Below are 25,546 nucleotides of genomic sequence, written 5' to 3' on the forward strand. Positions count from 1 at the left end.
CCGGGCCGCGGTTACTTCAGCGACTTCCGGAAGCGGCCGAGCGAGAAGCTGAACAGCACCAAACCGATCAGTATCAGCGCCATAAACTGCGGCCATACGATATCTAACGTCGCGCCGCGGTACAGAATGGCTTGCGCCAGCGAAACGAAATGGGTCGTCGGCGCGGCCTGCATGATGAACTGCACTTCCTCCGGCATACTCTCGCGCGGCGTTGTGCCTCCGGAGAGAATGTTGAGCGGCAGCAGTGTCAGGATCAGCAGCAGCCCGAACTGGGGCATGGAGCCCGCTAACGTCGCGAGGAAGATGCCGAGCGACGTGGTAGCGAAGAGATGCAGCGCCGCTCCTGCGAGAAACAGCGGCACCGATCCCTCGATCGGCACAGCCAGAAAGCCCTGCACGACCAGCGCCAGCGAGGCCGCCGCCGCGACGAGCACCACCAGCGCCATGGACCACACTTTGCCGACCATGATCTCGAACGGCGTGATCGGCATCACCAGCAGATGCTCCACTGTGCCGTGCTCCCGCTCACGGATAAGCGCCGTGCCGGTGAGAACGATGGAAAGCATGGTTACGTTGTTGATGATTTGCACCACAGATCCGAACCAGATCTTGTTCAGTTCCGGATTGAACCGCGCGCGCATGGCGAGATCGACCGGCTGCTCGCCCGTGGCGCGGTAACGAGCGGCGAACTCGTTGACCTCCGCCGTGACGATGGTCTGCACGTAGCCGCTGCCCGAAAAGGCTTGCGACATACGGGTCGCGTCGACGTTCAACTGGATGACCGGCTGGCGTCCGGCCAGCAGATCGCGTTGAAAGTCAGGCGGGATATTGAGGGCGAAAGTGTCGCTGCCGGCGTCCATGCGCCGGTCCATCTCCGACCGCGTAATCAGCTCCGGAGGGGTGAACAATGGCGGATAAAAGGCGCTGACGATTCGTGTCGAGAGCGGCGAGCGGTCCTCGTCGACGATGGCGATCGGCGCCCTGTTCAGCGTCTCCGGCATGGCGGTGGCGGCCGTGTAGACCGATAGCGTGAAGGAATAGACGATCAGTACCAGCAGCACCGGGTCGCGCGCAAGGCCGCGCAATTCCTTGATTCCGAGCTGGATGATGTTGGATAAACTCATCAACTCGCCTGCTTCTTCAACAGAACGGCGCCAAGGCCGAGGAGGACAGGGATTGCGATCAGCAGCGGCCAGAAGGCATGCGAGAGATCGGCGAAGCCGAGCGCCTTCGAGAAGGTGCCGCGCGCGATGGTGATGAAATGGGTTGTGGGATAGATATGCCCGATGAAAGCGCCTCCCCCTTCGAGCGACGATACGGGTTCCGTCAGGCCCGAGAACTGCACGGCCGGCACGAGCGTCAGGATTGACGTGCCGAAGATGGCGGCGATCTGGCTGTTCATGAAAGTCGAGATCAGCAGGCCCATGCCGGTTGCGGTGATGACGTAGAGAAAGGCGCCCAGCGTCAGCGCCGCGAACGAACCCTTCAGGGGAACGCCGAAGAAGAAAATTGCCAGCGATACCAGAAGGATAAAGTTGAACATCGCCAGCAGCACGTAAGGGAGTTGCTTGCCGAGCAGGAATTCGAGCCGGGTTGTCGGCGTCACGTAAAGGTTGACGATGGAGCCGAGTTCCTTCTCGCGCACAACGCTGAGGGCGGTCAGCATCGCCGGTATCATGAGCAGCAGAAGCGGGATGACGGCCGGCACGATCGCCGGAAGGCTTTCTACATCAGGGTTGTAGCGGTAGCGTATCTCGATGTTGAATAACGCGGCGGACGTCTGCGCACCCGCCGCACGGCTCGCCCTCTCCTGCAGCCAGCGCTGGTGCATACCCTGGATGTACCCCCGGACCGTCTCGGCCCGCTGGGGCATGGCGCCGTCGTACCAGACACCGATCGAAACCTGCCTGCCACGCAGGACGTCGCGGCCGAAACCGGGCGGAATTTCGATGGCGAGCGCGATCTCCCCCGCCCGCATCCGGCGGTCGAGATCGGCGTAGTCGGTGATCGGCGGCCGCTCGACGAAATAGCGGGAGCCAGCAATATCAAGGCTGTAGCTGCGGCTGATGGTCGTCTGATCATGATCGAGGACGGCGAAGGTGAGATTCTCGACGTCCATGCTGATGCCATAGCCGATGATAAACATCAGCAGCACGCTGCCGACCAGGGCGAGCGTGGCACGGATCGGATCACGGCGAAGCTCCAGCCCCTCAAGCCGCGCGTAGCTGAACATGCGCCGGAAGTCGAACAGGCCCGCACCGGAATCCCGTTTTGGATCAGTCTGTTGCGTTACCGCCGGGGCCGACGGAGGGTCCGCTTCCGGGATATTTTCAGCCATGACGGGGGGCACAGGCGCATCGGCCGCCGTCCCCGCTCCCGCCTCCTCCAGATAGGCGATGAACGCATCCTCCAGCGTCGCCGCGCCGCGTTTTTCGACAATGGCCGCCGGGGTGTCGCTGACGAGCACCTTGCCCGCATGCATGAGGGAGATGCGGTCGCAGCGCTCGGCCTCGTTCATGAAATGGGTCGAGATGAAAATCGTCACGTTGTCGTTGCGCGACAGGTCGATCAGCTCCTGCCAGAGCGCGTCGCGGGCCACCGGGTCGACGCCCGAGGTCGGCTCGTCCAGAATGAGGATTTCCGGACCATGGATGAGCGCTACCGCCAACGACAGCCGCTGGCGGATACCGAGCGGCAGCGCATCGGGCAGGACGTCCATGACGTCCTCCAGATCGAAGCGCCTCGCCATCTCCTGGATGCGGCCGGGAATGGCGGCGAGGGGCAGGTGGAACAGACGCGCGTGCAGATCGAGGTTTTGGCGCACGGTCAGTTCGACGTAGAGCGAAAATGCTTGCGACATGTAGCCGACGCGCTTGCGCACCGCCATGTCGTGCGGGTCCACCTGCTGTCCGAACAGCTTCGCGATACCCTCGGTCGCCGGCAGCAGACCGGTGAGCATTTTCATGGTCGTCGTCTTGCCGCAGCCGTTGGAGCCGAGGAAGCCGAAAATCTCGCCCTGCGGAATGCTGAAGCTGACATTGTCGACGGCGGTGAAATCGCCGAAGCGCATGGTCAGCCCCTCGGCCTCGATGGCGAGCGTCTCGTCGGGGCGATGCGTGCGCGGACGCAACTCGACCTTATGGTATGTGGCGCGGCTCTCCTCCGGCAGCAGGGCGATGAAGGCTTCGTCGAGCGTTCCGGCACCGGTACGGCGCAGCAGATCGCCGGGCGCGCCGACAGCGAGGACGCGGCCGGCATTCATCGCGGCGAGCCAGTCGAAGCGCGCGGCCTCCTCCATGTAGGCGGTGGCGACGATGACGCTCATGCCCGGTCGCTCGCGGCGGATATCGTCGATCAGATCCCAGAACTGGCGGCGCGACAGCGGATCGACGCCGGTGGTGGGCTCGTCGAGAATGAGCAGATCGGGATCGTGGATGAGCGCGCAGCACAGGCCGAGCTTCTGCTTCATACCGCCCGACAGCTTGCCGGCGGGACGGCTCGCAAAGGGCGCAAGCCCGGTGCGGCCGAGCAGCCGCGCGATGCGTTCCTCACGCTCGCGCCGGTCGTGACCGAACAGCCGGCCGAAAAAATCGATGTTCTCGAACACCGAGAGATTAGGATAAAGATTTTTGCCAAGGCCCTGCGGCATATAGGCGATTTGCGGACAAACCCGACTGCGGTGGCGGGCGCTCGCGATGTCGCCGCCAAGCACCTCGATCTGCCCCTGCTGCACCACGCGCGCGCCCGCCACAAGCGACAGCAGGCTGGACTTGCCGACGCCGTCAGGCCCGATCAGGCCCACCATGCAGCCCGCGGGGATATCGAGAGTGATGTTGTCGAGCGCCAGCGTCTTGCCGTAACGCAGCCCGACGTTGACGAGCGAGGCGACAGGCGGCGTGGCGGGGAACGCCTCGGCCGGGACCGGGCTCTCGCGCGTCATCACGGGCTGACCGTCTTCTGCAACGCCTCGGGCCACTGGGCATCCGGCCGCAGCTTGACGTAGGCGAGGCCCGGCAAGCCCGTCTTGACCTGCTCGATGTACTTGCGCAGCAGGTCAGGCGAAATCTGCGCCCGGATGCGGAACATCAGCTTCTCCCGCTCGACCGCCGTCTCGACGGTCTTGGGGGTGAACTGAGCGACGTCGGCAACGAAGGAAATCTTGGCGGGCAGGACATATTGCGGCGCGGCATCGAGCACGATGCGCGCCTCCGCGCCGAGCGCGAGCAGGCCCGCCTGATCGGTAGGCAGGAAGAAGGTCATATAGACGTCGCTGAGGTCGACAAGATTGAGCACCCGCCCGCCGGCCGCCAGCACCTCGCCGACCTGGGCGACCAGAAACTGCACTCGCCCGTCGCGTGGCGAGGTCAGCACGCTGTCGGCGATATCAGCCTCGATCTTCTCGATGGTCGCCCGTGCGGCATCCACGGCGGCCTCCGCGCCGACCACCTGCGATTCTGCGGCCAGAATGGCAGCCTCGGCAGCGGCGAGCTGCGCCTTCGCCGCCTCCAGCGCGGCCTTCGCGCCAAGCGCCCGTGCGCGGTCGTCGTCCAGCGTCTGCTGGGAAATGTTGTCGCGGACGATGAGTTGCTCGGAACGGGCAAGTTTTTTGTTGGCGGCGTCAAGCTCCGCGTCGCGCTGCGCGACGACAGCAACCGCCGCCGCCTGTTCCGCCCGGCGCTGCGCGACCTGATTCTTCGCGGTCTGGACGGCGATGATCGCCTGCTGCAACTGCGCCTCGGCCTGACGCTTCTGGGCCTGCAACTGGTCCGTGTCCATGCGGGCAAGGATCTGGCCGGCGGTGACGAAGTCGCCCTCGCGCACGAGAACTTCCTTCACCCGGCCCGCCGCCTTGCTGGCGACGTCGATCTCGGTGGCTTCGATGCGGCCGTTGCCGCTGGCGATGCCGTCCGGCAGCGGGGCCGGCTGCAACTTCTTCCAGCCAAAATAGGCGGCGGCAGCCAGCACGAGCACAATGCCCACCGTCAACCACTTGCGCGATCCCTCGCTCATGTCGCCCCCTTGTTCCGCGACGCCACCGTGACGCCGGATAGTGCCGGCGCGCAACCTATCACGCAGCCGGATGACAGAGAAATGATCCGGAGCAACCCCCGGAAAGGCTCAACCAGCCGCGATCCGTTCCCGCAGCCGCTGCGCGACGCGCCCGGGCACGAACTGCGACACGTCGCCGCCCATCCTGGCGATCTGGCGCACGAGCGTCGCCGTGATGTGGCGGGTGCGGGACGACGCGGGCAGGAACACCGTCTGGATATCCGGCGCCATGGCGTCGTTCATGCCCGCCATCTGCATTTCGTAGTCGAGGTCCGTGCCGTCGCGCACGCCGCGAATGAGCAGCGACGCGCCGAGACGGCGGGCGGCGGACACCACGAGATCGTCGAAAGTCGTCACCTCGAACGCCACGCCCGCCGCCGCCGCGATCGGCGCGCATTCCTCGTGCAGCATGACGGCGCGCTCCTGTGCGGTGAACAGCGGCGTCTTGCCGGGGTGGATGCCGATGGCGATCACCACCTTGTCGGCAACCAGCACAGCGCCGCGCATCACGTCGATGTGGCCGTTCGTCACCGGATCGAACGACCCTGCATAGATCGCCACGCCTGCCATTCAGATGTCTCCCTCGCCGTCGCTTTCGCCTTCTTCCCCGTCCTCCGAGACGCGCTCGACCGAAACCACGCGCTCGTCTGCGGAAGTGTTGAACACGATCACGCCCTGCGCGGAGCGGCCGGTGAGCCTGATGCCGTCCACCGGCACGCGGATCAGCTGCCCGCCATCGGTGACGAGCATGATCTGGTCCGACGTCTCCACCGGGAAGGAAGCCACCAGAGGGCCGTTTCGCCCGTTCACCGCCATGGCGACGATGCCCTTGCCGCCGCGCCCGGTCGTCCGGTACTCGTAGGCGGACGTGCGCTTGCCATAGCCATTCTGCGAAATGGTGAGCACGAACTGCTCCGCCGCGCCGAGCGCCGCGTAGCGCTCCTGCCCGAGGGCGAAGTCCTGCAAGCGCCCCTCGAACGCGCCCTCCTCCCGGGTACCTTCCTCCTGAGCCTCGTCCGGCCCGATATCCTCCTGAACGGCCTCGCCGGCTTCCGTGCCGTCGTCCGCCTCGCCGGTGGCCGCGCGGCGCGCGGCGTTGGCGAGCCTGAGATAGGCGACGCGCTCCTCGGCGCTCGCCTCGACATGGCGCAGGATGGACATGGATATCACCCGGTCGTCCGCCGCCAGCGCTATACCGCGCACACCGGTGGAGTCACGGCCCTTGAACACCCGCACATCCGACGTGGGGAAGCGGATCGCCTGCCCCAGCGCCGTGGTCAGCAGCACGTCGTCGGCCTCGGTGCTGATCTGCACGTCGACGATCTGGTCGCCCTCGTCGAGCTTCATGGCGATCTTGCCGGCGCGGTTCACCTGCACGAAATCGGAGAGCTTGTTGCGCCGCACGCCGCCGGACGCGGTGGCGAACATCACATCGAGCGCATCCCAGCCGGCCTCGTCCTCCGGCAGCGGCATGATGGTGGTGATCCGCTCGCCCTCCGTGAGCGGCAGGATGTTCACCAGCGCCTTGCCGCGCGCGTTGGGCGCGGAGAGCGGCATCCGCCAGACCTTTTCCTTGTAGACCTGCCCGCGCGAGGAGAAGAAAAGCACCGGCGTGTGCGTGTTGGCGACGAAGAGCCGCGTGACGAAATCCTCGTCGCGCGTCTGCATGGCCGCGCGCCCCTTGCCGCCGCGCCGCTGCGCGCGATAGGTGGAGAGCGGCACGCGCTTGATGTAGCCGGCGTGCGAGACGGTGACCACCATATCCTCGCGCTGGATCAGGTCCTCGTCGTCGACATCGGAATCCCATTCCACAATCTCGGTGCGGCGCGGGGTCGCGAAAGCGTCGCGCACGGCGATGAGTTCATCGCGCACAATGCCGAGAATCCGCTCCCGCGAGCGCAGGATATCGAGATAATCGGCGATCTCGGCGGCGAGCTTGTTCAGTTCGTCCGAGATTTCGTCGCGGCCGAGCGCGGTGAGGCGCTGCAGGCGCAGGTCGAGAATGGCGCGCGCCTGCGTTTCCGACAGCTTGTAGGTACCGTCCGCCTGCACGAAATGACGCGGATCGGCGATGAGCACGATGAGCGCCTCCACGTCCCGCGCCGGCCAGTCGCGCGTCATCAGCGCCTCGCGCGCGGTGTTGGGATCGGGCGAGGTGCGGATGAGGCGGATGACCTCGTCGATATTGGCGACCGCGATCGCGAGGCCAACCAGCACATGGGCGCGATCGCGCGCCTTGTTGAGCAGGAAGCGCGTGCGCCGCGCCACCACGTCCTCGCGGAAGTCGACGAAGGCGGAGATCATGTCGCGCAGCGTCAGCAGCTCCGGCCGGCCGCCGTTGAGCGCCACCATGTTGGCGCCGAAACTCGACTGCAGGGCCGTGAAGCGGTAGAGCTGGTTCAGCACCACGTCGCCCACGGCGTCGCGCTTCAGCTCGATGACGATGCGCATGCCCTCGCGGTCCGACTCGTCGCGCAGTTCCGCGATGCCCTCCACCTTCTTCTCGCGCACCAGCTCGCCGATGCGCTCCACGAGCGTCGCCTTGTTCACCTGATAGGGAATTTCGGTGACGATGATGGCTTCGCGGTCCTTGCGGATTTCCTCGATGCGGCTCTTCGCCCGCATGATGATGGAGCCACGCCCGGTGGCGTACGCGGAGCGGATGCCGGCACGGCCGAGGATCGCCGCGCCGGTGGGAAAGTCCGGCCCCGGCACGATCTCGACGAGCTGCTCCAGCGTGATTTCGGGATCGGCGATATAGGCGATGCAGGCGTCCACCACCTCGCCGAGATTGTGCGGCGGGATGTTGGTCGCCATGCCCACGGCGATGCCGCCGGCGCCATTGACGAGCAGGTTGGGAAAGCGCGCCGGCAGCACGACCGGCTCCAGCTTCGACTCGTCGTAGTTGGGGCGGAAGTCGACCGTGTCCTTGTCGATATCCTCGATGATGGCCATCGCCGGCCGGGCGAGGCGCGACTCGGTGTAGCGCATGGCCGCCGCCGGATCGCCGTCGACGGAGCCGAAGTTGCCCTGCCCGTCCACGAGTGGCAGGCGCATGGAGAAGTCCTGCGCCATGCGCACCAGCGCGTCATAGATCGAGGCGTCGCCATGGGGGTGATATTGACCCATGACGTCGCCGACGATGCGCGCCGACTTGACGTATTTCTTGTCCGGCGTGTAGCCGTTCTCGTGCATCGAATAGAGGATGCGTCGGTGCACCGGCTTCAGGCCGTCACGCAGGTCCGGAAGGGCGCGGCTGACGATCACGCTCATGGCGTAATCGAGGTAGCTGCGCTTCATCTCGTCGATGATCGAGACCGGCTTGATATCCCCCCCCGGCGCGCCCGCGCCGGGATTGTCGTTGTCGTCTGCCAAATCGTCTGCCAAGGAAAGCCTTCCGGAATACCACCTGTGACTGGAGCGACTCCCGTCTAAACCATCCGGCGGAAAATTACCACCACGGCAGGACGAAAGGCCGGACTATCGCGTGGAAGAACCGCAATCGCCCGAGGGGGTTGCCTTGGCGGGGCCGATCCGGCGGCCGCGGTGGCCTCAGAGCGACGGGCCGGCGTAGAGGCCGGCGAAGCGGCCGTCGGCCGCCAGCGTGAAGCCCCACTCCTGCCCGCCGTTCTCGAAGCGCACGTCGTAGACGTCCCAGCCCATCGGGCTGACGCCCTTGAAAGAGAGGCCCTGCAGCTGCCCCAGCCGCTCAAGCTCGTCCCGGATCGCACCGGCCTGCTCGCGCGCGAGGGCGGCGAGCGGCGGCGTCATGCCGTCATAGTCCGGCTCGCCGAGCCGGTGCTCCGCGATGACACTGCGCAGCAGCGCCTCGCCGTCCGGCAGCGGCGTCCCGTTTTTCACCCGCGCGGCGAGCGCCTCCTCGATGTTGCGGGTGATCTCCTCGCCGACGCGGGCGGCCGGCTGCTCATAGCCGTTCTGGTGCAGGACGAGGCCGGACACGACGCCGCCCGCCCCCCGCGTGAAGACGATCTGGGCCGGCACCACCTTGAGAAAGAAGGCATCCTGCGCGTACGGAAAAGCCTCCACCTCGGGCTGGCCCGTCACGCGGACGAACAGGCGGTCCTCCTTGCGCGTGACGACGAGGCCGATGCCGTCGGCGAGGAGGTAGTGGCCGGCGTAATCGGCGTAGAGCACGGGATCGAGCCGGATTTCGGTCCGCGGCCTCGCCTGTTCGTAACGATGCCAGGCGATGGCGTCCTGCGATGTGTCGGTCATGTTGGTCTCCTTTGCGAGTGTCAAGAGTTCATCGGTAGAGAGGAGCGCGCCGGCCGCGATCTTCGCCCGCAGGGAGCCGACGAGGCGAAGCCCGCGTTCCGCGCGCTCGCGCAGGTCTTGCAGAGTCTGCTGCTGCATCGCCAGCAGGCCGTCGAGGTCGGCTCCCTGCCCCGACAGCAACCGCGCGATCCCGGACAGGCTGAGCCCCAGCCGCTTGAGGGCGACGATCTCGGCGAGCCGCGCGATTTCGGCGGGGCCGTAGAGCCGCCAGTTCTTCTGCGTTCTCCGCGGCGCGACGAGGCCCTGACGCTCGTAGACGCGAAGGGCGCGCACCGTCAGCCCCATGCGTTCCGCGCATTCCGCGGCTGTCAGCAAGACATCTTCCCTGCGCTTCGTCATCGTGGCCTCCTCACTCTTTGCGTTGTACGGTATGACCTTGGGTACGGCTCAAGAGGCTATTTCCAGAAAAGAATCCGGCTTGACCTGCCTCAACGACGGCGCGCCGCATCCTCGCCTAGCATGACCGGAGCGTTTTCCGGCGGGGCGTCGCGAAACCGCTCAAGAATGAAGCGCGGAGCCTGTACCGACCCGGGGGAATCGGCGACGATACAGGTGGGCCGGGCGGCCAGTTCCCCTCATGGAGGAATGAATCATGCAGGCGAAATCGACACAGACGGAAGACACCGAAGGCGAAGGCGACGACGGCACGGTGCTCACGATCTCCCCGGAGAAGGTCTGCTTCATCATCATCAAGGCGCGGGAGTTCGACGCCAAGGACGAGGTGACGGAACCCGATCCCGGCTCGAACCCCGCCGACGACATGGGCGTCGCGATTCTGGAGAGCCACGGGGACGACCCGGTCGCGCAGGAGCTGACCGCGTTCATCCGCGCGCTGTCGGAGGACGAGCAGGTCGATCTCGTGGCCCTCACCTGGCTCGGCCGCGACGACTACTCGGCGGAGGACTGGCCGGGCGTGCGCGAGGAGGCCGCCGGCGCGCACAACAAGCGCACGGCCGAATATCTGCTCGGCACGCCGCTCGTCGGCGACTTCCTCGAAGAGGGGCTGGCCATACTCGGCTACTCCTGCGAGGAATTCGAAACCTCCCGGCTGTAGGCGGCGCGCTGAGGCGGGTCGATCCGAAGAGTGCGCACATGGCCGAGACGCCCGGACATCTCCGCACCGCACAGCCCTCCCGGCCGGAGGTCCGGCTTGATGAGAAGGTTGCGTTTCTCCGCGACCCGCGCAGTTATGCGGAGGGCACGCGCGCGGTCGAGGCGCGTGAAACCCATATGTCATGGGTCTTCCTGACGGACGAACGTGTCTACAAGCTCAAGAAGCCGGTGCGCTTTCCCTATCTCGATTTCTCGACGCTCGGGCGGCGCGCGGCGGCCTGCCGCGCCGAGCACAGGCTTAACCTGCGGCTGGCGCCGGACGTGTATCTCGCCGTCGTGCCGCTCGCCGCCTCTCACGCCGGCCTCGCCATCGATGGCGACGGCGAGGTGGTGGACTGGCTCGTCGTCATGCGCCGGCTCGACGCCGGAGCCTGTCTGGAAGCGGTGCTGCTGGCGGGGCAGTTGCAGCCGGTGCACGCGGAGCGCATCGCCGCCACGCTGAAACGCTTCTACCGCCACGCCAGCCATGTGCCCGTCACGCCGGAACGCTGCCTAGCGGACTGGCGCACGGCGACGCGCCTCAACCGGCACATCCTCTGCAACCCGCGTTTCGGCCTGCACACGGGCCTCATCGACCGTATCGCCGCCGTGCAGCGCCGCTTCCTGCGCGAGCGCGCCGGGCTGCTGGCGGCGCGGGTGCTGGCCGGGCGCATCGTAGACGCCCACGGCGACCTGCGCCCCGAGCATATCTGGCTGACGCGCCCGGTGACGATCATCGACTGCCTCGAATTCGATCCCCACCTGCGCGCACTGGACCCGCTGGACGAAGTAGCCTTTCTGCATCTGGAATGCGAACGGCTCGGCGCCCGCTGGGCGGGCGAGCGCATCCGCCGGCGTCTCGCGCCCATGCTGGGCGAAGACCGCGCCCCCGGCCTGTTCCAGTTCTACCGCAGCCAGCGGGCCATGCTGCGGGCGAGGTTGTCCATCGCGCATCTGCTGGATGCCAGGCCGCGAACGCCGGAGAAATGGCCGCGGCAGGCGCGCGCCTATCTGAAACTGGCGGCGGGGGATGCCGGGCATCTCGAAAGACTGCACAACGCAACAGTCCGGGTGAGAGCCCGGCCGGTCTCCGCGCTTGCCTGAAACAACCCTTGGCCAAAAACACCGCTTGCCTGAAACAACAGGCCAGATTCGACCGCAAGAAACGGGTTGGCGTGGCGCCCGGCTATCGCGAAAGTCCGGCCTCCCGTTCATTGGAGGTCAATCATGGGCATGTTGCAGAACAAGGTCGCCGTCGTCACGGGCGCATCGTCGGGGATCGGCCGCGCCGCCGCGCTGCTGTTCAGCGCCGAGGGAGCAGCCGTCATCCTGAATGCCAGAGGCGAAAAAGGCCTCAATGAAGTGGCGGAGACCATTCGCGCCCGGGGCGGAAAAGCGCGTATCGTGGCCGGCGATGTCAGCCTGCCGGAAACGCACCGGAAGCTGGTTGCCGAAGCCACGGGGGCCTTCGGCGGCCTCGACATCGCATTCAACAACGCGGGAACCACCGGCCCCGTGCGGCTCCTCGCGGATGTCGCAGTGTCGGAATGGCAGGAGACGCTTGCCGCCAATCTGACGGCTGCCTTCCTCGCCAGCCGCTGCCAGATTCCAGCGATGCTCGCACGGGGAAGCGGTTCGATCATCTTTACATCGAGCTTCGTCGGCACAAGCGTCGGGCTACCCGGCATGGCGGTTTACGCGGCCGCGAAAGCGGGGCTCATGGGACTGGTGAAGGGAATCACCGCGGACTATGCAGAAAAAGGCATCAGGGCGAACGCACTCCTGCCCGGCGGCGTCGACACGGCCATGGCGGGCGATCAGGCCCAGAAGGAATGGGCCGCCGGTCTGCATGCCATGAAGCGGATCGCGCAGCCGGAAGAGATCGCCCGGGCCGCATTGTTCCTTGCAAGCCCCATGTCGAGCTTTGTCGCCGGCTCAGCCCTGTTCGCCGACGGTGGCAACGCCGCCGTCAAGTAACGGAAGGAAGGGGCTCCACGAGGCTGCTGCGGGAAGCCGGAGCGCCGGACATTCAGGCCGAAACGCACCGCCGCCCTATCCGCCTGTTTTAGAGCGCGTTCCGATCAGATGATTCCATCGGATCGGAACGCGCTCTAGAATCTGTCCTGTTTATGTTGAAACAGGACAGATTCTAGATTTCTTATTTTGAGCGAATTCTGATCGATCAGATGATTCCATCGGATCGGAACGCGCTCTAGAAAACGTTGAGGTCCGTCAGCGGTTCGTTGCCGTGCAGCCTGCGGATCGCCTCGGCGAACAGCGGCGCGGCGCTTGCCACGTCGAGCTTGTCGCGGACGGCGCCTGCCGGCAGGCGGAACGGGGGAACCGTGTCCGTCGTGATGATGCGCCGGATCGCCGGATCGGCAAGGGCCTCGGACGCCCCTTCCATGAACAGACCGTGCGCCACGCAGGCGATCACGCAGCCGGCACCGCCGTGCAGCGCGGCGTGCGCTGCACGCACCAGCGTGCCGCCGGTGCTGACGAGATCGTCGACGACGATGCACGTGGCATCGCGCACGTTCCCGGCGAAAAGATCGCCGGAGACGACACCGCCGCTGCGGTGCTTCTCCACGAATGCCTTGCCCACCGGCCGGCCGATCGCGCGTTCCAGAGCCTCGCGGAAGAGGTCGGCGCGCTTGGCGCCGCCGAGATCGGGAGAGACGACGGCAAGCGGCTCCGCACCGACGAGCTGCCGGACCTGCGCGATGAGGACGGGCGCCGACGTCAGCGCCACCGCCCGGCAGCGGAAGGCGTTCTCGAACGCCGTTTCGTTGTGGACTTCCAGCGTGACCACGGCGTCGGCACCCACGGCCTCGAACAGGGCGGCGACATAGCGCGTCGTCACCGGATCGGACGGCTTGGTCCGGCGGTCCTTGCGCGCATAGCACAGATAGGGCACCACGGCGGTGACGCGCGCCGCGCCTGCGTCCTTCAGCGCCGCGATGAAGAACAGCAGCCGGCAGAGCTTGTCGTTGGCGCTGGCGAGCGGCCCGCCGTGGAGACTGTGCAGGACGTAGACATCAGCGCCGGCGACCGGCACCAGCGGCCTGATCTTGTGCTCCCCGTCCTCGAATTCGCGCTCCTCATGGGCAGCGACATCCACGCCGAGCACCTGCGCGACCGACCGGCCGAACCCGTCGCTCCCCGCCAGCGCGAAAAACAGCAGCCGCCCCGGCGCGGCGGACGGAAAGACGGCGGGCGCCGGAGCCCGGGAAGCGCAAGCCTGCATTGTCCCTCACCTCCCGAATGCCCCCCGCGCGGGCGCCCTCACCTGTAGACGAGAACGGGAACGGTCGAATACGTCAGCACCTTCTGCGCAACGCTGCCAAGCACCAGAGCGCTGATCCCGCGCCTGCCATGCGAGGCCATGGCGATGAGATCGCACCCGCGCTGCGCGGCCGTCTCGATGATGGCGAGATAGGGATCGTCGCTCTCGGTCTGCACCGCCTCGCACGGCACGCCGAGCCGCTTGGCCTCGCGTTCCGCCGCCGCGAGGATGTTCCCCGCCTGCGTGCGTGACAGCCTCTCATACTCCGCGCGCGTCGATTCAAGCTGCTCCGGCGAGGCCGTGAAGATGCTGTAAGGCTCGATCACCGTCAGCACCGTCACCTTCGCGCCCGCGTCCCGGGCGAATTCCAGCGCTGCCTGCATCGCCGTGGTGGACAGTGGCGAGCCGTCGTCGGGAATCAGAATATGGCTGAACATCATCGTCTCCGTAACATTGATCCGGAGCATCGGCGGCCAAGCACACCGGCCCACCGTCATCGCATGGGGAGTTTACAGTGCTGTCTTCCGATTTACTTTTCCCCCTGTACGATCTCACAAAGCCGACGCCAGCTAATTGACGTCGATCAACGGGAATCATTCCTGCATCACGCCGCACTTGCCGCCACGGCCGCAGGCTTCCTGTGCGCCGAAATGCATGAGACGACGCTCAGGACGACCAGCGCGAAGGCCGCGCTCTCAAGGGGGGTGGGCAGACGCTGCTCCCACAGGAAACCGTAGACCAGCGCGAACAGCGTCTCGAACAGGATCATCTGGCCGACGAGCGTCAGCGGCAGCAGCCTGCTCATCCGGTTCCAGAACACGTTACCGACAATGGACGCGAGCAGCGCCACGCCCGCGCATATCGCGGCAAGCTGCGCCCACGCCGCCGGGGAGTGGCCGCCGCTGCCGAAAGCGAAGGCCAGCGGAACGAGAACGAGCGCCTGCACGCCCGTCACCACGCCCGTGAGCAGGTTCCAGTCATGGCCCGAGACGTTGTCGAGGCGCGCCAGCCAGCGACTGTTGCCGACGGCGAAGGCAGTCCACGACACGAGGGCGCCGATGGCGCACAGCAGCCCCGCAACCTGCGCGCCGGGGGAGCCGGATACCGGCACCGCCAGCGCCTGCCAGCCGATGCAGACGACGCCGGCGACGCACAGCAGGAGCGACGGCACGAGCCGCCGCAGCGGCACGGCATCCCGGTCCCGGCTCCCGACGATCGTCACCGCGACCGGCAGGAAGCCGATGACGAGGGACGTCATGGCGATGCCGCCCGTCTGCACCGCGCTCACCAGCAGGATATAGTAGAGCGTGTTGCCGGCCAGGGCGAGCCACGCCAGCGCCAGCCATTCCCGCCGCGTCAGATTCTGCGCGAGCCTGCGCCAGCGCGGCGCGATCAGGATGGCGGAGATCAGGCCGTAAAAGAGATAGCGACCCGCGGCGAGATGAAGCGGGCCGAAGTCGCGCACAAGCTCCGGCGCGAGGAACACCAGCCCCCACAGCGCACCAGCGGCCATGCCGCACGCGATTCCCGCCAACGTCCTTTTTCCGTCCGACATCTGCATCTCCGCCCGGGCGGCGGGCCGAAAACCGGAACCGTGCCGTGGGCTTGTTAAGAACCTTTGTCAGGAGTTCTTATTATGCATCCGGATTGCCGTCATCAACCGCCGGTATCATCGGCGCCGGAAATTCGCCCTTCCCCGCCGGAGCCCATTGCGGGACGGCCGGCTTTCCGGGATAAACCGACAAGACCTGTTTGCTGGCGGAGTCGTATCCATGTCTAACCGTAACGCGGCGGCAAGCCGCCGGCGGGTGGGGAACATCATCGCGCCACCCCGGTTCATCGCGTTCGCCATCATTCTGCTGGTAGCGGGCGCAGTGGCGATCCCGGTCCTCGGCTGGCGGCTCGGCTTCATGGCCGGTTTCGATGCCGCCGCGCTGCTCTTCCTCGCATCGTGCTGGCCGCTGCTCGACAACGAGCCGAGCGAGATGCGCACGGCGGCCAAGTTCAACGACGCCAACCGGGCCGGCCTGCTCGCGCTGACCAGCCTCGTCACCCTCGTCATCCTCGCCGCCGTGGCCAGCATCCTGACGCAGGGCGGCGCCCGCGACCCGCTCACCATCGCCCTGATCGTCGCGACGCTCATGCTGGCGTGGGCGTTCAGCAACGCCATCTACACGCTGCACTACGCGCACCTGTTCTACACCTCCGGCGACGAGGGCAAGGACCGGGGCGGACTGTCTTTCCCCGGAACACCCGAGCCCAATTACGTCGACTTCGTGTACTTCGCCTTCTGCCTCGGCATGGCCTTCCAGACCTCGGACGTCGCGGTCACCGACTCCCGCCTGCGCATGGCCGTGACGGTGCACTGCATCGCGGCCTTCATCTTCAACCTGGGCATCATCGCCTTCAGCATCAACGTGCTGGGCGGCGGAGGAGGATGACGCGGCGGGCGCGTCCGGCTCATTTCGGCGAGAAGAACCTGCCGTATTCCTGCAATTCGCCGGTTCGGGCAGCGATGACCTTCGCGCGGCACTCGCTGAAGTTCAGCACCTGCCCTTCCCGCCCCCAATCGCCGTTGGCATAGAAGTTACAGGACGATTCCTTGTAGGCGTTCCAGAGACGCTGCTCCGCCAGCAGATCGGTCTTGGTCTGGCCGTCCGTCTGGCCGTAAACCTGGTGCCATACCTTGTTCAACTTGGCATCCTCGCGCGCGACCCAATCGCCGCCGCATTGCGCCCACGCGGTATTCGTGCCGTCCGCCTTGGCGATGCACTGGTCATACGTGGCATCGGCCAGCGCCGATCCGCTCGCGGCAACCAGAAATGCGATGGCTGAAAGCGCCAGTCCGGAAAATCGTCTCACGTTGTGTCTCCTGAATGTACGTTGGAAACCCCGCCGGGGTCCGCGTGGCTTCCGGCCGGAAATTCTGACCGCAGTATGCTATAGTCGGGCGAGGCCGGCGCGGGGTATCTCTTCCCTTTTTGTGCAGACGGCCCGGTGAGGCTGTGCAGGACCGGATGTCGAAGAAGATCCTGACCATCGATGGCAACGCCATCAGCGACATTCCCTCGCTCTACGAGGAGATCAATCGTGTATTCATGGCTGGGGAAGACTGGAAACTCGGCCCGAGCCTGGATGCGCTGGACGACATGCTCTACGGAGATTATGGCGCCGCCAAAGGCGACGAGCCCGTCGTTCTGATCTGGCAGAACATGGACAAGAACAGGGCCGACCTGGGATTCGAGGCGACACGGGAATTCTATCGCGAGAAGCTGAGGCGCCCCGAAATCTTCGATCTCGAACGGATAAGCAGAGACCTCGACGCACTGGAAAGGGGCGCCGGCCCGACATACTTCGAAATCGTGCTGCAGATCATCGCCGGCCATCCCCATATCGAACTGCTTGCCCGTTAAGGATTGTCCGCATTCAGCGATTACCTTTGGTGTCCGTTCCGATGCATGGTCTCCACATGAGATGACACCGACAGACCGCCCGCGCGCGATGCGCGGGCACGCCGTGGCGGACATCCGCAGTGTCGACGCCGCCAGGGCAGTTTGCGTCAACGGAGCAGCGGCTTTCCGACCGGCAGGACGTCATAGCCGAAAACATCGATGAAGATCGTATGCGCCATGACATAGAGCGCGAGAGCCGAGCAGATCATCAGCTCGTAACCGGCGATGACATTGAAGACGGGCGCGCCGAAATGCCCGATGACCAGCAGGATGAAGCCGATCAGCAGCGTAATGAAGACGAGTCCGAGCCCGGCGCTGATGCGCATGGCGCCTATCGTCATGATCGCCGTATAGATCGTCCAGACGACGAGGAACCAGCCCAAGTCCGAGGCGCTGACCGGAAAGAGATCCATCGCGCTGGCGATCTGGATGAGGCTGAGCGCGATCCAGAAGGAGCCATAGGACGTGAAGGCGCTGTAGCCGAAATTGTTGCCGGTCTTCGCTTCCTGCAAACCGGCGATGAGCTGCGCCAGACCGCCGAACACGATGCCAAGCCAGATCACTGGACCAAGCGAGACCCACCCGACATTGTGGAATTGCAGAAGCAGCGTGGCCATGCCGAAGCCTGCCAGGCCGACGACAGCCGGGTTGCCGTGCCTGGTCACTTCGGGCGTGGCGACAGGCGCGGCTGCAATTGGGGGAGACTGTGAAGCGAGGGTCATATTCATGGGACGTCCCTGGAATTGAGTGGCTTCGGAAAAAGCGGCGTTTCCAGTTCGGGACTTATACCGGGTGGTGGTGACGGTTTAATTTTGGGGAGTCACGTATCGCAGCCGCCGGCTGGTGGGGAGAGCCTGTTGCGCCATGTCCCCGGGGAAGAGGGCTTGACAAGTCAATAAACACGTTCAATAAACATGTTCATTGATGGCACGCGCCTGTGCGTCATGCCGCGGGTAAATGAAAAACCCGGCGGGATGCGCGCGACGCTGCCAATGGGGCATTCGATCGAGACGGGCAGCGCCGTGGAGAAATCGGAAAAGGGAAGTTCCTCGGTTTTCGCGGCCATCCCGGTCAAGCTGATCGTCATTATCACCCTGCTCATGATGCAGCTTCAGAGCCTCAGCCGCATGGGACTTGCCATCCTGATGACCCGCTTCGGCGTCGTCGGCATCGTGGCCGCGCTGCAGCCGACAGGCGCGCCCATGGGATTTGTGGCGCAACGCGGCATCATCGCGCTCTCGGGCATGATCATCCGCAACGCCGTCATCCTGATCCAGACAGCCGAGGAGAGCGTAGGAGATATGTTATGACATCACGAGACCTAATATTCCCTACAGCGACAGAGACCGCGCAAAACGCACGGCAAAAACGCGAGGCCGAACAGGAGCGCCTGCGCCGGTTTCGGGCAAGCGGCGATATTTCAGTCGCCCGCGCGGAACTCGTCGAATCTCTTCTGTTGCCGGACGACTTCAAGGTCGACGAAGCCGTGCGGCATGTCGCGATCCTGATCCGCTCTGCCAGCGAACGAGGCCTGATCGAGACTCTCGTTTACCGCTTCCCGAGCGAAGTACTCGCGGATCGCGGCAGGGCGATCATCGCCGGCGACGCGGACTGGCCGGACTCTCTGCGCGGACAGCCATTGGTCATGTATAACCTCTGGCGAGAGCACCTGAAGCCGCTGGGCTATGGCCTGCGCATCGAGATTCTGGACTACCGTAACGATCTGCCCGGCGATGTCGGCGCGTTCATGTTCTGGGGCGCGGGCGATAGCTGATCGGCGAACTCTTACGGTCAGAATTCGCTCAAAGTAAGGAATCAGGAATCTGTCCTCTTTCAACGCAAACAGGACAGATTCTAGAGCCCGTTCAGCTGAGCGACAGGCTGGTCGAGATGCTGGCGCATGATGCGGGCGATGTCGCTTGCGGCATCGTCCCTGAGACCGCCGATGGGGGCCAGCACGGATACGGCTGCCTCGCAGTTGAACAGCTGTTCTGAATACGCCGGCACGGAGAGCGTCAGGTTGGCGATGTCCATGGAGTCGCGTCGGCCGTAGACGAAACCGTCCCGGCGGAACTGCGCTATCTCTGCCCGGATCACGGCGGGGTCCACGTTCCAGACCCCATAGCGCGGCTCGTTGATCTTCAGGGCGCGCTCGCAGGCTTCCGACGGCATCATGGCCAGAAACACCACGCCGGCGAGGCCGACGCCGAGCGGCAGACGCCCGCCGACGCCCTGGATGAGGGATTGCGCCGTGATCACGCCCGTCTGGAAGTCGAGACAGACGGTATCGAGCCCCGCCCGCACCATCAGGAAGCTTGAGAGCCCCGTTTCGGCGGTGATCGACATCAGGGCGGGCCGGAAAACGGTCACCAGATCGTTGATGGACGGCGTGCGATGAGCGAGCGCGTAGATGGCCGGGCCGAGCCGGTAATTGCCGCGCCGGCCGGTCTGGTCTACGAGGCCGTATTCCGCCAGGGAGACAAGCGCGCGGTGCACGGCGGACTTGGCGTCACCCGTCGCTTCCGCGAGGCTGGCGAGGCTCATGCCTGCCGTGCCCGCGCCGCCGAGGGTGATCAGGATCTCAGCGGCGCGCTGAACATTGGATGATGCCTTCTTGTTCATGACAGCACGGACCCGCGATACAGTCGCTACGGACAAGTCTTTGAAAAAAGGGGCGGAAGACCGCCCCTTTTTTCTCATGTGGCGTGTTCGGCGGCGCGTGTCAATCGCGGCACCGGGAAGACGCCGGCGCTACGCGGAGAAGCGGCCCTCGCGGACGTCGCGCTGATGCGCTTCCGGATTCCGCCGGCTGGCCGGGCCGTATCCACCCGCCCCCGGCGTGACGATTTCGAGCAGGTCGCCGGGCTTCAGATCCGCCGAGCCATTCTCGAAGGCGTCGCGGTCGCCGTTGAGCGTGAAGTAGCCGGAAGCGCCGGCACCGCCGCCGTCGAGCCCCCACGGGCGCGACACGAGGCGCGAGCCCATCACCTGGACACGGCACTCCGCCTCGGCCCTGTAGACGCGCCGCAGGCCGAGACCGCCGACGAAGGTGCCCTCGCCGCCGGAGCCGTCCACCAGCTCGTAGCGCATGAGAGTAATCGGGTACTCGGTCTCCATCGCCTCGACAGGCAGGTTCGAGGTGTTCGTCATGTGGACATGAACGCCGTCGAGGCCATCCTTGTTGAAACGCGCGCCGTTGCCACCGCCGATCGTCTCCAGGTAGACCCAGAGCGCTTTGTCCGGGCGGCGCCCGTCGAAGCTCGCGACCGCGACCGAGCCGTTTGCCGCTGCCGTCACCCGGTTGGGAACGACCTGCGCGAACGCGCCGTGGATCAGGTCGACGACGCGCTGGCAGGCGGTGATGCGGCCATCGACCGCCGCCGGATGCGCACAACGCAGGATTGTGCCTTCCTCGGCCGTGACGTGGATGGGCCGCGCCAGCCCGGCATTCGGCAGAACGGTGGGGTCGACCACCGTCTTGACCGCGTAGTATACGGTGGCGAGCAGCGCCGTGTACACGACGTTGAGGCCGGCGCGCACCTGCGGCGGGCTGACGAAGTCGAGATGGACCTCATCGCCCTTGACCTCGATCGTCACGGAAAACGCCAGCGGGGTGGCCAGCGATTCGCTGTCGAAAGTATCGCTGAAGCGGTAGGTGCCGTCGGGAATCGCGCTGATGCCGGCGCGCATCTTGCGCTCGGCGTAGTCCATCAGCTCGGCGCCCGCCGCCAGCACGGTGTCGGTGCCGTACTTCGCGCACAGTTCGGTCATGCGGGTGACACCGAGGCGGTTGGCCGCCGTCTGCGCCCGCAGGTCCGAGATGCGCTCCGCCGGCACCTGGCAGTTCAGCAGGAACAGGCGCTGCACGTCCTCCTGCAGCACGCCCTTGTTGTAGAGGCGGACCGGCGGAATGCGCAGGCCCTCCTGATAGATGTGCGCGTGTCCGCGGTCGGCGAAGTCGGAATGATGGGCGGTGTTGATGGCCCAGGCGACCAGCCTGCCCTCCGCGAAGATGGGCTCCGCCACCACGATATCCGGCAGGTGGGTGCCGCCGCCCTCATAGGCGTCGTTGCCCATGAAGATATCGCCCGGCGCGATGTTCTCCAGCCCGTAATGCTTCAGCACGTGGGGAATGAAGTCAATGAAGCTGCCGAGATGCATGGGGATGTGTTCGGCCTGGCACAGCATCAGACCATGCGCGTCGAACAGCGCGGTCGAACAATCGCGCCGTTCCTTGATGTTGGTCGAGTAGCTGGCACGCACCAGTGCCTCGCCCATTTCTTCCACGATCGAGGCGAAGGCCGAACCGATCACCTCGATGGTGATCGGGTTGAGGCGGCTTGCAGGGGCGGCCTCGGCGTGCGGCAAGGACTGTTGCATTACCGGGACTCCAGAATGAGGTTCAGATAAGGATCGACGGTGGCGACGAGCCCCGGGGGCAGGACGGTCGTGGTGTCCATCTGGTCGATGATGGCCGGGCCCTCGATCCGGTTGCCGGGGCGCAGCAGGTCGCGGTTGTAGAGCGTGGCGGGGATGAAGCCGCCGGCTTCCACCATCCAGACATCCCGCTTGCCGGTGACGGCTGCGCCGGCGTCCGGGCCTGCGTCCTCCTGCGGCGGGAACGTGGCCTTGTCGACGAGCCCGATCGCGGAAAGGCGGAAGGTGACGAACTGGACCGGCTCATTCTCGGCGATGAAGCCGTACAGCTGGCGGTGGGCGTCGAGGAAGCCCTGATGCAGTGCATCGAGGCTGGCCTGCACCACCGGCCCCTCGGGAAGCGTGACAGGGATCTCATAGTTCTGGCCGGCGTAACGCACGTCCACGCTGCGCTCGATGCGACGCGCTTCGGGCGCGATTCCTTCCTGGGCAAACCAGGCGTCGGCCTGGGCGGCCAGCGCGGCATAGGTCTCCCCCACCGATGCGGGGGTAGCGTCGTCGTGGCGGATCATCTGCGTGGCCGAGAAATCGGTGCGCAGATCAGTCATCAGCAGACCCAGCGCGCACAACACGCCCGGCGTGCGGGGAATGAGGATGCGCTTCATGCCGAGTTCGCGCGCCAGGCGCGCGGCATGCACCGGGCCGGCGCCGCCGAAGGCGACGAGGGCGTAGTCGCGCGGGTCGTAGCCGCGCTGCACCGAGATGACGCGGATGGCCTTGGCCATGTTGGCGGTCACGATGTCGAGAATGCCGCTCGCCGTCTCCAGCACGCCCATGCCGAGCTTGTCCGCAAGCCGCGCGACAGCGGCACGCGACAGCGACTGGTCGATCTTCATGCGGCCGTTGAGCAGATATTCGGGGTTTTGCGTCTGCAACAGCACGTTGGCGTCCGTCACCGTCGGCTCTTCATTGCCGAGGCCGTAGCAGGCCGGGCCCGGATTGGCGCCGGCGCTACGAGGGCCGACCTTCAGATGGCCGCCGCTGTCGACATAGGCGATGGAGCCGCCGCCCGCACCCACGGTGTGGATGTCCAGCATGGGCGTCTTCAGCGGGTAACCGTGCACCACGGCCTCGTTCACCACCCGGCAGCGGCCATCGGTGAGCAGCGCCACGTCGGAGGACGTGCCGCCCATGTCGAAGGTGATCAGGTTGTTGATGCCGGTCATGCGCCCGAGCGCCTGGGCTGCCACGACACCCGTGGAGGGGCCGGAGAGCACCGTGCGCACGGGCAGCTCCGCCGCCGTGTCGAAGCCGATCACGCCGCCGTTCGATTGCGTCAGCTGCGGCGCGACGGCGATGCCCAGACCGGCGATCTTGCGCTTGAGAGCCTGCACGTAAACATGCATCACCGGGCCGAGATAGGCGTTCACGACCGTGGTGGAAAGCCGTTCGAACTCACGGAACTCGGGAGCGATGCGGTGCGAGACGGCGGCAAAAGCCTCCGGGAACTCCTCCGCCAGGATGCGCGCCGCCGCTTCCTCATGAGCCGCGTTGAGGAAGGAATACAGGAAGCAGACGGCGACCGAGCGCACGCCTTCGTCCTTGAGGCGGGCGACGGCGGCGCGGAAGGCCGCCTCGTCCAGCGCGGTCTCCACCCGTCCGTCGGCGAGGACACGCTCGGACACGCCGATGCGCAGGTCGCGCGTCACCAGCGTTTCGGGCTTGTCGGCCTGCAGGTCGTAGAGGTCCGGCCGCTTCTGGCGGCCGATCTCCAGCAGGTCGCGGAAACCCTCCGTCGTGATCAGGCCGGTTCGCACGCCCCTGCCCTGAATGAGCGCGTTGGTTGCGACGGTCGTGCCGTGACCGAGGAACGAAACGTCGGCGGCCGCGCCCTCGACGCGCTGCAACCCCTCCTCGACGCCCTGTGTGATTCCGCGCGACGGATCGTCAGGTGTCGAGGACACTTTCCAGATCACTACCTCGCCCGTCGCGTCGTTGAACACGCAGACGTCGGTGAACGTTCCTCCGGAATCAACACCGATGCGCCATGCCATGAAACAGCTCCTTCACTGATCGGGACCCTTCCCGGGACCCTTCCCGAACTGGTCACCAGCTAAGTCGAAGAGACAGGAGTTGTCAATTTAGTTCCGATAATCATATTAAAAACTTTTTTTAATTCCTTTTATCGGAATATATGGGATGAAAAAGTCTCCTTCTGCCGTTTTTTGAGGCACAGGGAGATGTCATATATTCCTATATTTGGAATTTAATTAAAAATGAAAACAGATAATCAGAATTGATTTGACGCTTCGCAAAATCGTACTTACTCTTTTCGGCGTGATGCGCGGGACCTCGGTCCCGAAGGAAGGGCTGTGCCCCGCACGGAATTTCCGTGGCGTCAGCGCGGCGTAAAACGCGTGTAGGAAGATCAGGTTCAAACACAACACCACAGGGGAATCCGATGATGCTGAATCGCCGTACACTTCTGCAATCGCTCATGGCTGCCGCCGCCATGGCGCCCATGTCGTCCGGCCGGCTGCTCGCCCAGGGCGCCGGCAAGAGATTGCGTATCGGTCTGTCGACCTATCCCGCCCATTTCCGTGCGTGGGTCAATGTAGGCTATGCCGGACATCTCGTGTCGGCCCTGCTGAACCGCGGCCTGCTGGCTTACGACACCAACGGCGTATTGGTCGGCGAGCTTGCGAAGAGCTGGGAGCGGGAGAGCGACCTCGTCTGGCGCTTCACGCTCGATGACGCGAAGTTCAATAACGGCCAGCCCGTGACCTCGGCGGATGTGAAGTGGACGCTGGAGAAGATCGCTGCGGAGGGATCTGGTGCCCACATGCGTGAGCAGGCCCTGCAGATCGACAGCATCGAGATCGTCGACGACCGCGTTTTCAAGGTGGCGACCAAGGAGCCTTCGGCGACGATTCCCGCCCTCATGGCCTACCCGTTCCTCGGCATCGTCGCCGCAGGCTCCACCAGCGAGCAGGACCAGGGTATCGGCGCCGGCCCCTACGTGCTCACCTCGGCGGAAAAGGGAGTCGAGATTCTGCTCACGGCGTCCGAGCACTACTTCAGGAACGGGCTGCCGACGCTCAAGGAAATCCACATCACGCCTTACGCCGACGAGAACCTGCGCGTGGCGGCCCTGCGGGCGGGCGACGTGGACCTCATCGACTACGTGCCCTGGAACGCGATGAACGACATCGCGGCCACGCCCGGCCTCAAGCTTGACACGCAGGCCGCCGGTGCGTTCATGTACCTGAGCTTCAACGGCTCGGGCGCCTTCGGCGACCCGAAGCTGCGGCAGGCGGTGTCCTTCGCCCTGCGGCGCGAGGAATTCGTACAGGCGGTGTTCTTCGGCCACGGCGCGCCGCTCGCGGGCGTTCCGAGGCCGTCGGTCTCGCCCTTCTTCAACAAGGAACTGGCGAACTTCTGGACCTATGATCCGGACAAGGCGAAGGCGCTGCTGAAGGAAGCGGGCCGCGAGAGCGGCCTGAAGGTCTCGCTTCTCTCGACCTCCCAGTACACGATGCATCGGGATATCGCGGTCCTCGTACAGAGCCAGCTCGCGGAGATCGGCATCACCGTCGACCTGATCCTGCCCGACTGGGCGACGCGCGTGACGATGGGCATGCGCGGGCAAGGCGACTTCGCGGTCCAGGGCATCGGCATGGACAGCCTCGATCCCGACGCGACGAGTTCCCTCGTGGACCCTACGCGCGCGGCCCATTACAATTACAGCCGCGGCTTCGTGGTGCCCGGCCTGTCGGCCCTGCTGGCGCGCGGACGTTCGGAATTCGACGAGGCGAAGCGCGTCGCCATCTACGCGGCGGCGGATCGGCTCGCGTGTGAACACGCCAGCTTCTGCGGCGTCTCGTACCGTGCCACCGGCTTCGCGCGCAGCGACAAGGTCGGCGGTCTCGAACTGCTGCCCGACCAGCTCTCTCCGTTCTCCGCAAACCTGTTCGACAGGCTGACGCTGTCCTGA

The 25,546-nt window shown here is 65.6% G+C and carries 22 protein-coding genes; 8 read left to right on the forward strand and 14 right to left on the reverse strand.

From position 1 onward, the window contains the following. Window positions 1–11: 11 nt before the first annotated feature. The 6 genes from ACFFJ7_RS18285 to ACFFJ7_RS18310 all read right to left on the reverse strand — a co-directional run bounded on the left by ACFFJ7_RS18285 (window position 12) and on the right by ACFFJ7_RS18310 (window position 9,684). Window positions 12–1,124: an ABC transporter permease gene (locus ACFFJ7_RS18285; RefSeq protein ID WP_166955730.1), complete on the reverse strand. Its 1,113-nt coding sequence runs from the start codon at window positions 1,122–1,124 to the stop codon at window positions 12–14. Continuing rightward, on the reverse strand, window positions 1,124–3,940 hold the full coding sequence (gene rbbA, locus ACFFJ7_RS18290; protein WP_377594411.1) for a ribosome-associated ATPase/putative transporter RbbA: 2,817 nt from the start codon (window positions 3,938–3,940) through the stop codon (window positions 1,124–1,126). The genes ACFFJ7_RS18285 and rbbA overlap by 1 nt, the downstream gene beginning before the upstream one ends. After that, the gene (locus tag ACFFJ7_RS18295; RefSeq protein ID WP_166955728.1) at window positions 3,940–5,010 is read right to left on the reverse strand and encodes an HlyD family secretion protein; all 1,071 of its coding nucleotides are present in this window, start codon (window positions 5,008–5,010) and stop codon (window positions 3,940–3,942) included. Before ACFFJ7_RS18295 ends, rbbA begins: the two co-directional genes overlap by 1 nt. Before the next feature lie 108 nt (window positions 5,011–5,118). Next, on the reverse strand, window positions 5,119–5,619 hold the full coding sequence (gene coaD / locus ACFFJ7_RS18300; protein ID WP_166955726.1) for a pantetheine-phosphate adenylyltransferase: 501 nt from the start codon (window positions 5,617–5,619) through the stop codon (window positions 5,119–5,121). Beyond that, complete coding sequence (gene gyrA / locus ACFFJ7_RS18305; RefSeq protein ID WP_246225443.1) at window positions 5,620–8,349, reverse strand: DNA gyrase subunit A; 2,730 nt, start codon at window positions 8,347–8,349, stop codon at window positions 5,620–5,622. It abuts the gene before it with no gap. Between the two features lie 252 nt (window positions 8,350–8,601). After that, window positions 8,602–9,684 carry a MerR family transcriptional regulator gene (locus tag ACFFJ7_RS18310; RefSeq protein ID WP_377594285.1) on the reverse strand — a complete coding sequence of 361 codons (1,083 nt, stop codon included), beginning with the start codon at window positions 9,682–9,684 and terminating at the stop codon, window positions 8,602–8,604. Between the two features lie 253 nt (window positions 9,685–9,937). On the opposite strand from ACFFJ7_RS18310, the gene ACFFJ7_RS18315 reads away from it, so the two are divergent. The 3 genes from ACFFJ7_RS18315 to ACFFJ7_RS18325 all read left to right on the forward strand — a co-directional run bounded on the left by ACFFJ7_RS18315 (window position 9,938) and on the right by ACFFJ7_RS18325 (window position 12,414). After that, window positions 9,938–10,399: a DUF3775 domain-containing protein gene (locus tag ACFFJ7_RS18315; RefSeq protein WP_166955723.1), complete on the forward strand. Its 462-nt coding sequence runs from the start codon at window positions 9,938–9,940 to the stop codon at window positions 10,397–10,399. A 38-nt stretch (window positions 10,400–10,437) separates the two neighbouring features. Continuing rightward, window positions 10,438–11,541, forward strand: coding sequence for a hypothetical protein (locus ACFFJ7_RS18320; protein ID WP_377594287.1), 1,104 nt, complete (start codon window positions 10,438–10,440; stop codon window positions 11,539–11,541). A gap of 123 nt (window positions 11,542–11,664) precedes the next feature. Continuing rightward, the gene (locus ACFFJ7_RS18325; RefSeq protein ID WP_377594289.1) at window positions 11,665–12,414 is read left to right on the forward strand and encodes an SDR family oxidoreductase; all 750 of its coding nucleotides are present in this window, start codon (window positions 11,665–11,667) and stop codon (window positions 12,412–12,414) included. A 235-nt stretch (window positions 12,415–12,649) separates the two neighbouring features. Here the strand turns inward: ACFFJ7_RS18325 and ACFFJ7_RS18330 are convergent, their stop codons facing one another. From ACFFJ7_RS18330 to ACFFJ7_RS18340, 3 genes are all read right to left on the reverse strand, one after another. Beyond that, complete coding sequence (locus ACFFJ7_RS18330) at window positions 12,650–13,684, reverse strand: ribose-phosphate diphosphokinase (RefSeq protein WP_377594292.1); 1,035 nt, start codon at window positions 13,682–13,684, stop codon at window positions 12,650–12,652. A 38-nt stretch (window positions 13,685–13,722) separates the two neighbouring features. Next, complete coding sequence (locus ACFFJ7_RS18335; protein ID WP_166955716.1) at window positions 13,723–14,160, reverse strand: universal stress protein; 438 nt, start codon at window positions 14,158–14,160, stop codon at window positions 13,723–13,725. Between the two features lie 167 nt (window positions 14,161–14,327). Beyond that, entirely contained in the window at window positions 14,328–15,278 is a 951-nt protein-coding gene (locus ACFFJ7_RS18340; protein ID WP_377594295.1) for a DMT family transporter, read from the reverse strand. 217 nt (window positions 15,279–15,495) lie between these two features. Between ACFFJ7_RS18340 and ACFFJ7_RS18345 the strand changes: the two genes are divergently transcribed. Next, window positions 15,496–16,164 (forward strand): DUF1345 domain-containing protein, encoded by a 669-nt coding sequence (locus ACFFJ7_RS18345; RefSeq protein ID WP_377594297.1) that lies wholly within the window; start codon window positions 15,496–15,498, stop codon window positions 16,162–16,164. A 19-nt stretch (window positions 16,165–16,183) separates the two neighbouring features. Here ACFFJ7_RS18345 and ACFFJ7_RS18350 read toward each other — a convergent pair whose 3' ends face one another. Further along, window positions 16,184–16,585 carry a lysozyme inhibitor LprI family protein gene (locus tag ACFFJ7_RS18350; protein WP_377594299.1) on the reverse strand — a complete coding sequence of 134 codons (402 nt, stop codon included), beginning with the start codon at window positions 16,583–16,585 and terminating at the stop codon, window positions 16,184–16,186. Between the two features lie 155 nt (window positions 16,586–16,740). Here ACFFJ7_RS18350 and ACFFJ7_RS18355 point away from each other — a divergent pair, with 155 nt between their 5' ends. Next, window positions 16,741–17,136 carry a barstar family protein gene (locus ACFFJ7_RS18355; RefSeq protein WP_377594302.1) on the forward strand — a complete coding sequence of 132 codons (396 nt, stop codon included), beginning with the start codon at window positions 16,741–16,743 and terminating at the stop codon, window positions 17,134–17,136. Between the two features lie 146 nt (window positions 17,137–17,282). Here ACFFJ7_RS18355 and ACFFJ7_RS18360 read toward each other — a convergent pair whose 3' ends face one another. Beyond that, a complete protein-coding gene (locus ACFFJ7_RS18360) occupies window positions 17,283–17,897 on the reverse strand; it encodes an acetate uptake transporter (protein ID WP_166955711.1) in 615 nt (204 codons plus the stop codon). 252 nt (window positions 17,898–18,149) lie between these two features. On the opposite strand from ACFFJ7_RS18360, the gene ACFFJ7_RS18365 reads away from it, so the two are divergent. Together ACFFJ7_RS18365 and ACFFJ7_RS18370 are read left to right on the forward strand one after the other, a co-directional pair. Then, complete coding sequence (locus tag ACFFJ7_RS18365) at window positions 18,150–18,485, forward strand: efflux RND transporter permease subunit (protein WP_246225435.1); 336 nt, start codon at window positions 18,150–18,152, stop codon at window positions 18,483–18,485. Further along, window positions 18,482–18,949, forward strand: coding sequence for a hypothetical protein (locus ACFFJ7_RS18370; RefSeq protein WP_166955709.1), 468 nt, complete (start codon window positions 18,482–18,484; stop codon window positions 18,947–18,949). Before ACFFJ7_RS18365 ends, ACFFJ7_RS18370 begins: the two co-directional genes overlap by 4 nt. An 80-nt stretch (window positions 18,950–19,029) precedes the next feature. Here ACFFJ7_RS18370 and ACFFJ7_RS18375 read toward each other — a convergent pair whose 3' ends face one another. From ACFFJ7_RS18375 to ACFFJ7_RS18385, 3 genes are all read right to left on the reverse strand, one after another. Next, window positions 19,030–19,797, reverse strand: a complete 768-nt coding sequence (locus tag ACFFJ7_RS18375; protein WP_377594305.1) for an IclR family transcriptional regulator — start codon at window positions 19,795–19,797, stop codon at window positions 19,030–19,032. Window positions 19,798–19,926: 129 nt separating this feature from the next. Next, the gene (locus ACFFJ7_RS18380; protein WP_377594307.1) at window positions 19,927–21,555 is read right to left on the reverse strand and encodes a hydantoinase B/oxoprolinase family protein; all 1,629 of its coding nucleotides are present in this window, start codon (window positions 21,553–21,555) and stop codon (window positions 19,927–19,929) included. Next, window positions 21,555–23,606 (reverse strand): hydantoinase/oxoprolinase family protein, encoded by a 2,052-nt coding sequence (locus tag ACFFJ7_RS18385; protein ID WP_377594309.1) that lies wholly within the window; start codon window positions 23,604–23,606, stop codon window positions 21,555–21,557. The genes ACFFJ7_RS18380 and ACFFJ7_RS18385 overlap by 1 nt, the downstream gene beginning before the upstream one ends. Window positions 23,607–24,013: 407 nt before the next feature. On the opposite strand from ACFFJ7_RS18385, the gene ACFFJ7_RS18390 reads away from it, so the two are divergent. Then, on the forward strand, window positions 24,014–25,546 hold the full coding sequence (locus ACFFJ7_RS18390) for an ABC transporter substrate-binding protein (RefSeq protein WP_377594310.1): 1,533 nt from the start codon (window positions 24,014–24,016) through the stop codon (window positions 25,544–25,546).

It is taken from the genome of Pseudochelatococcus lubricantis (genome assembly GCF_042432495.1).
GTDB classification, from domain to species: domain Bacteria; phylum Pseudomonadota; class Alphaproteobacteria; order Rhizobiales; family Beijerinckiaceae; genus Pseudochelatococcus; species Pseudochelatococcus lubricantis.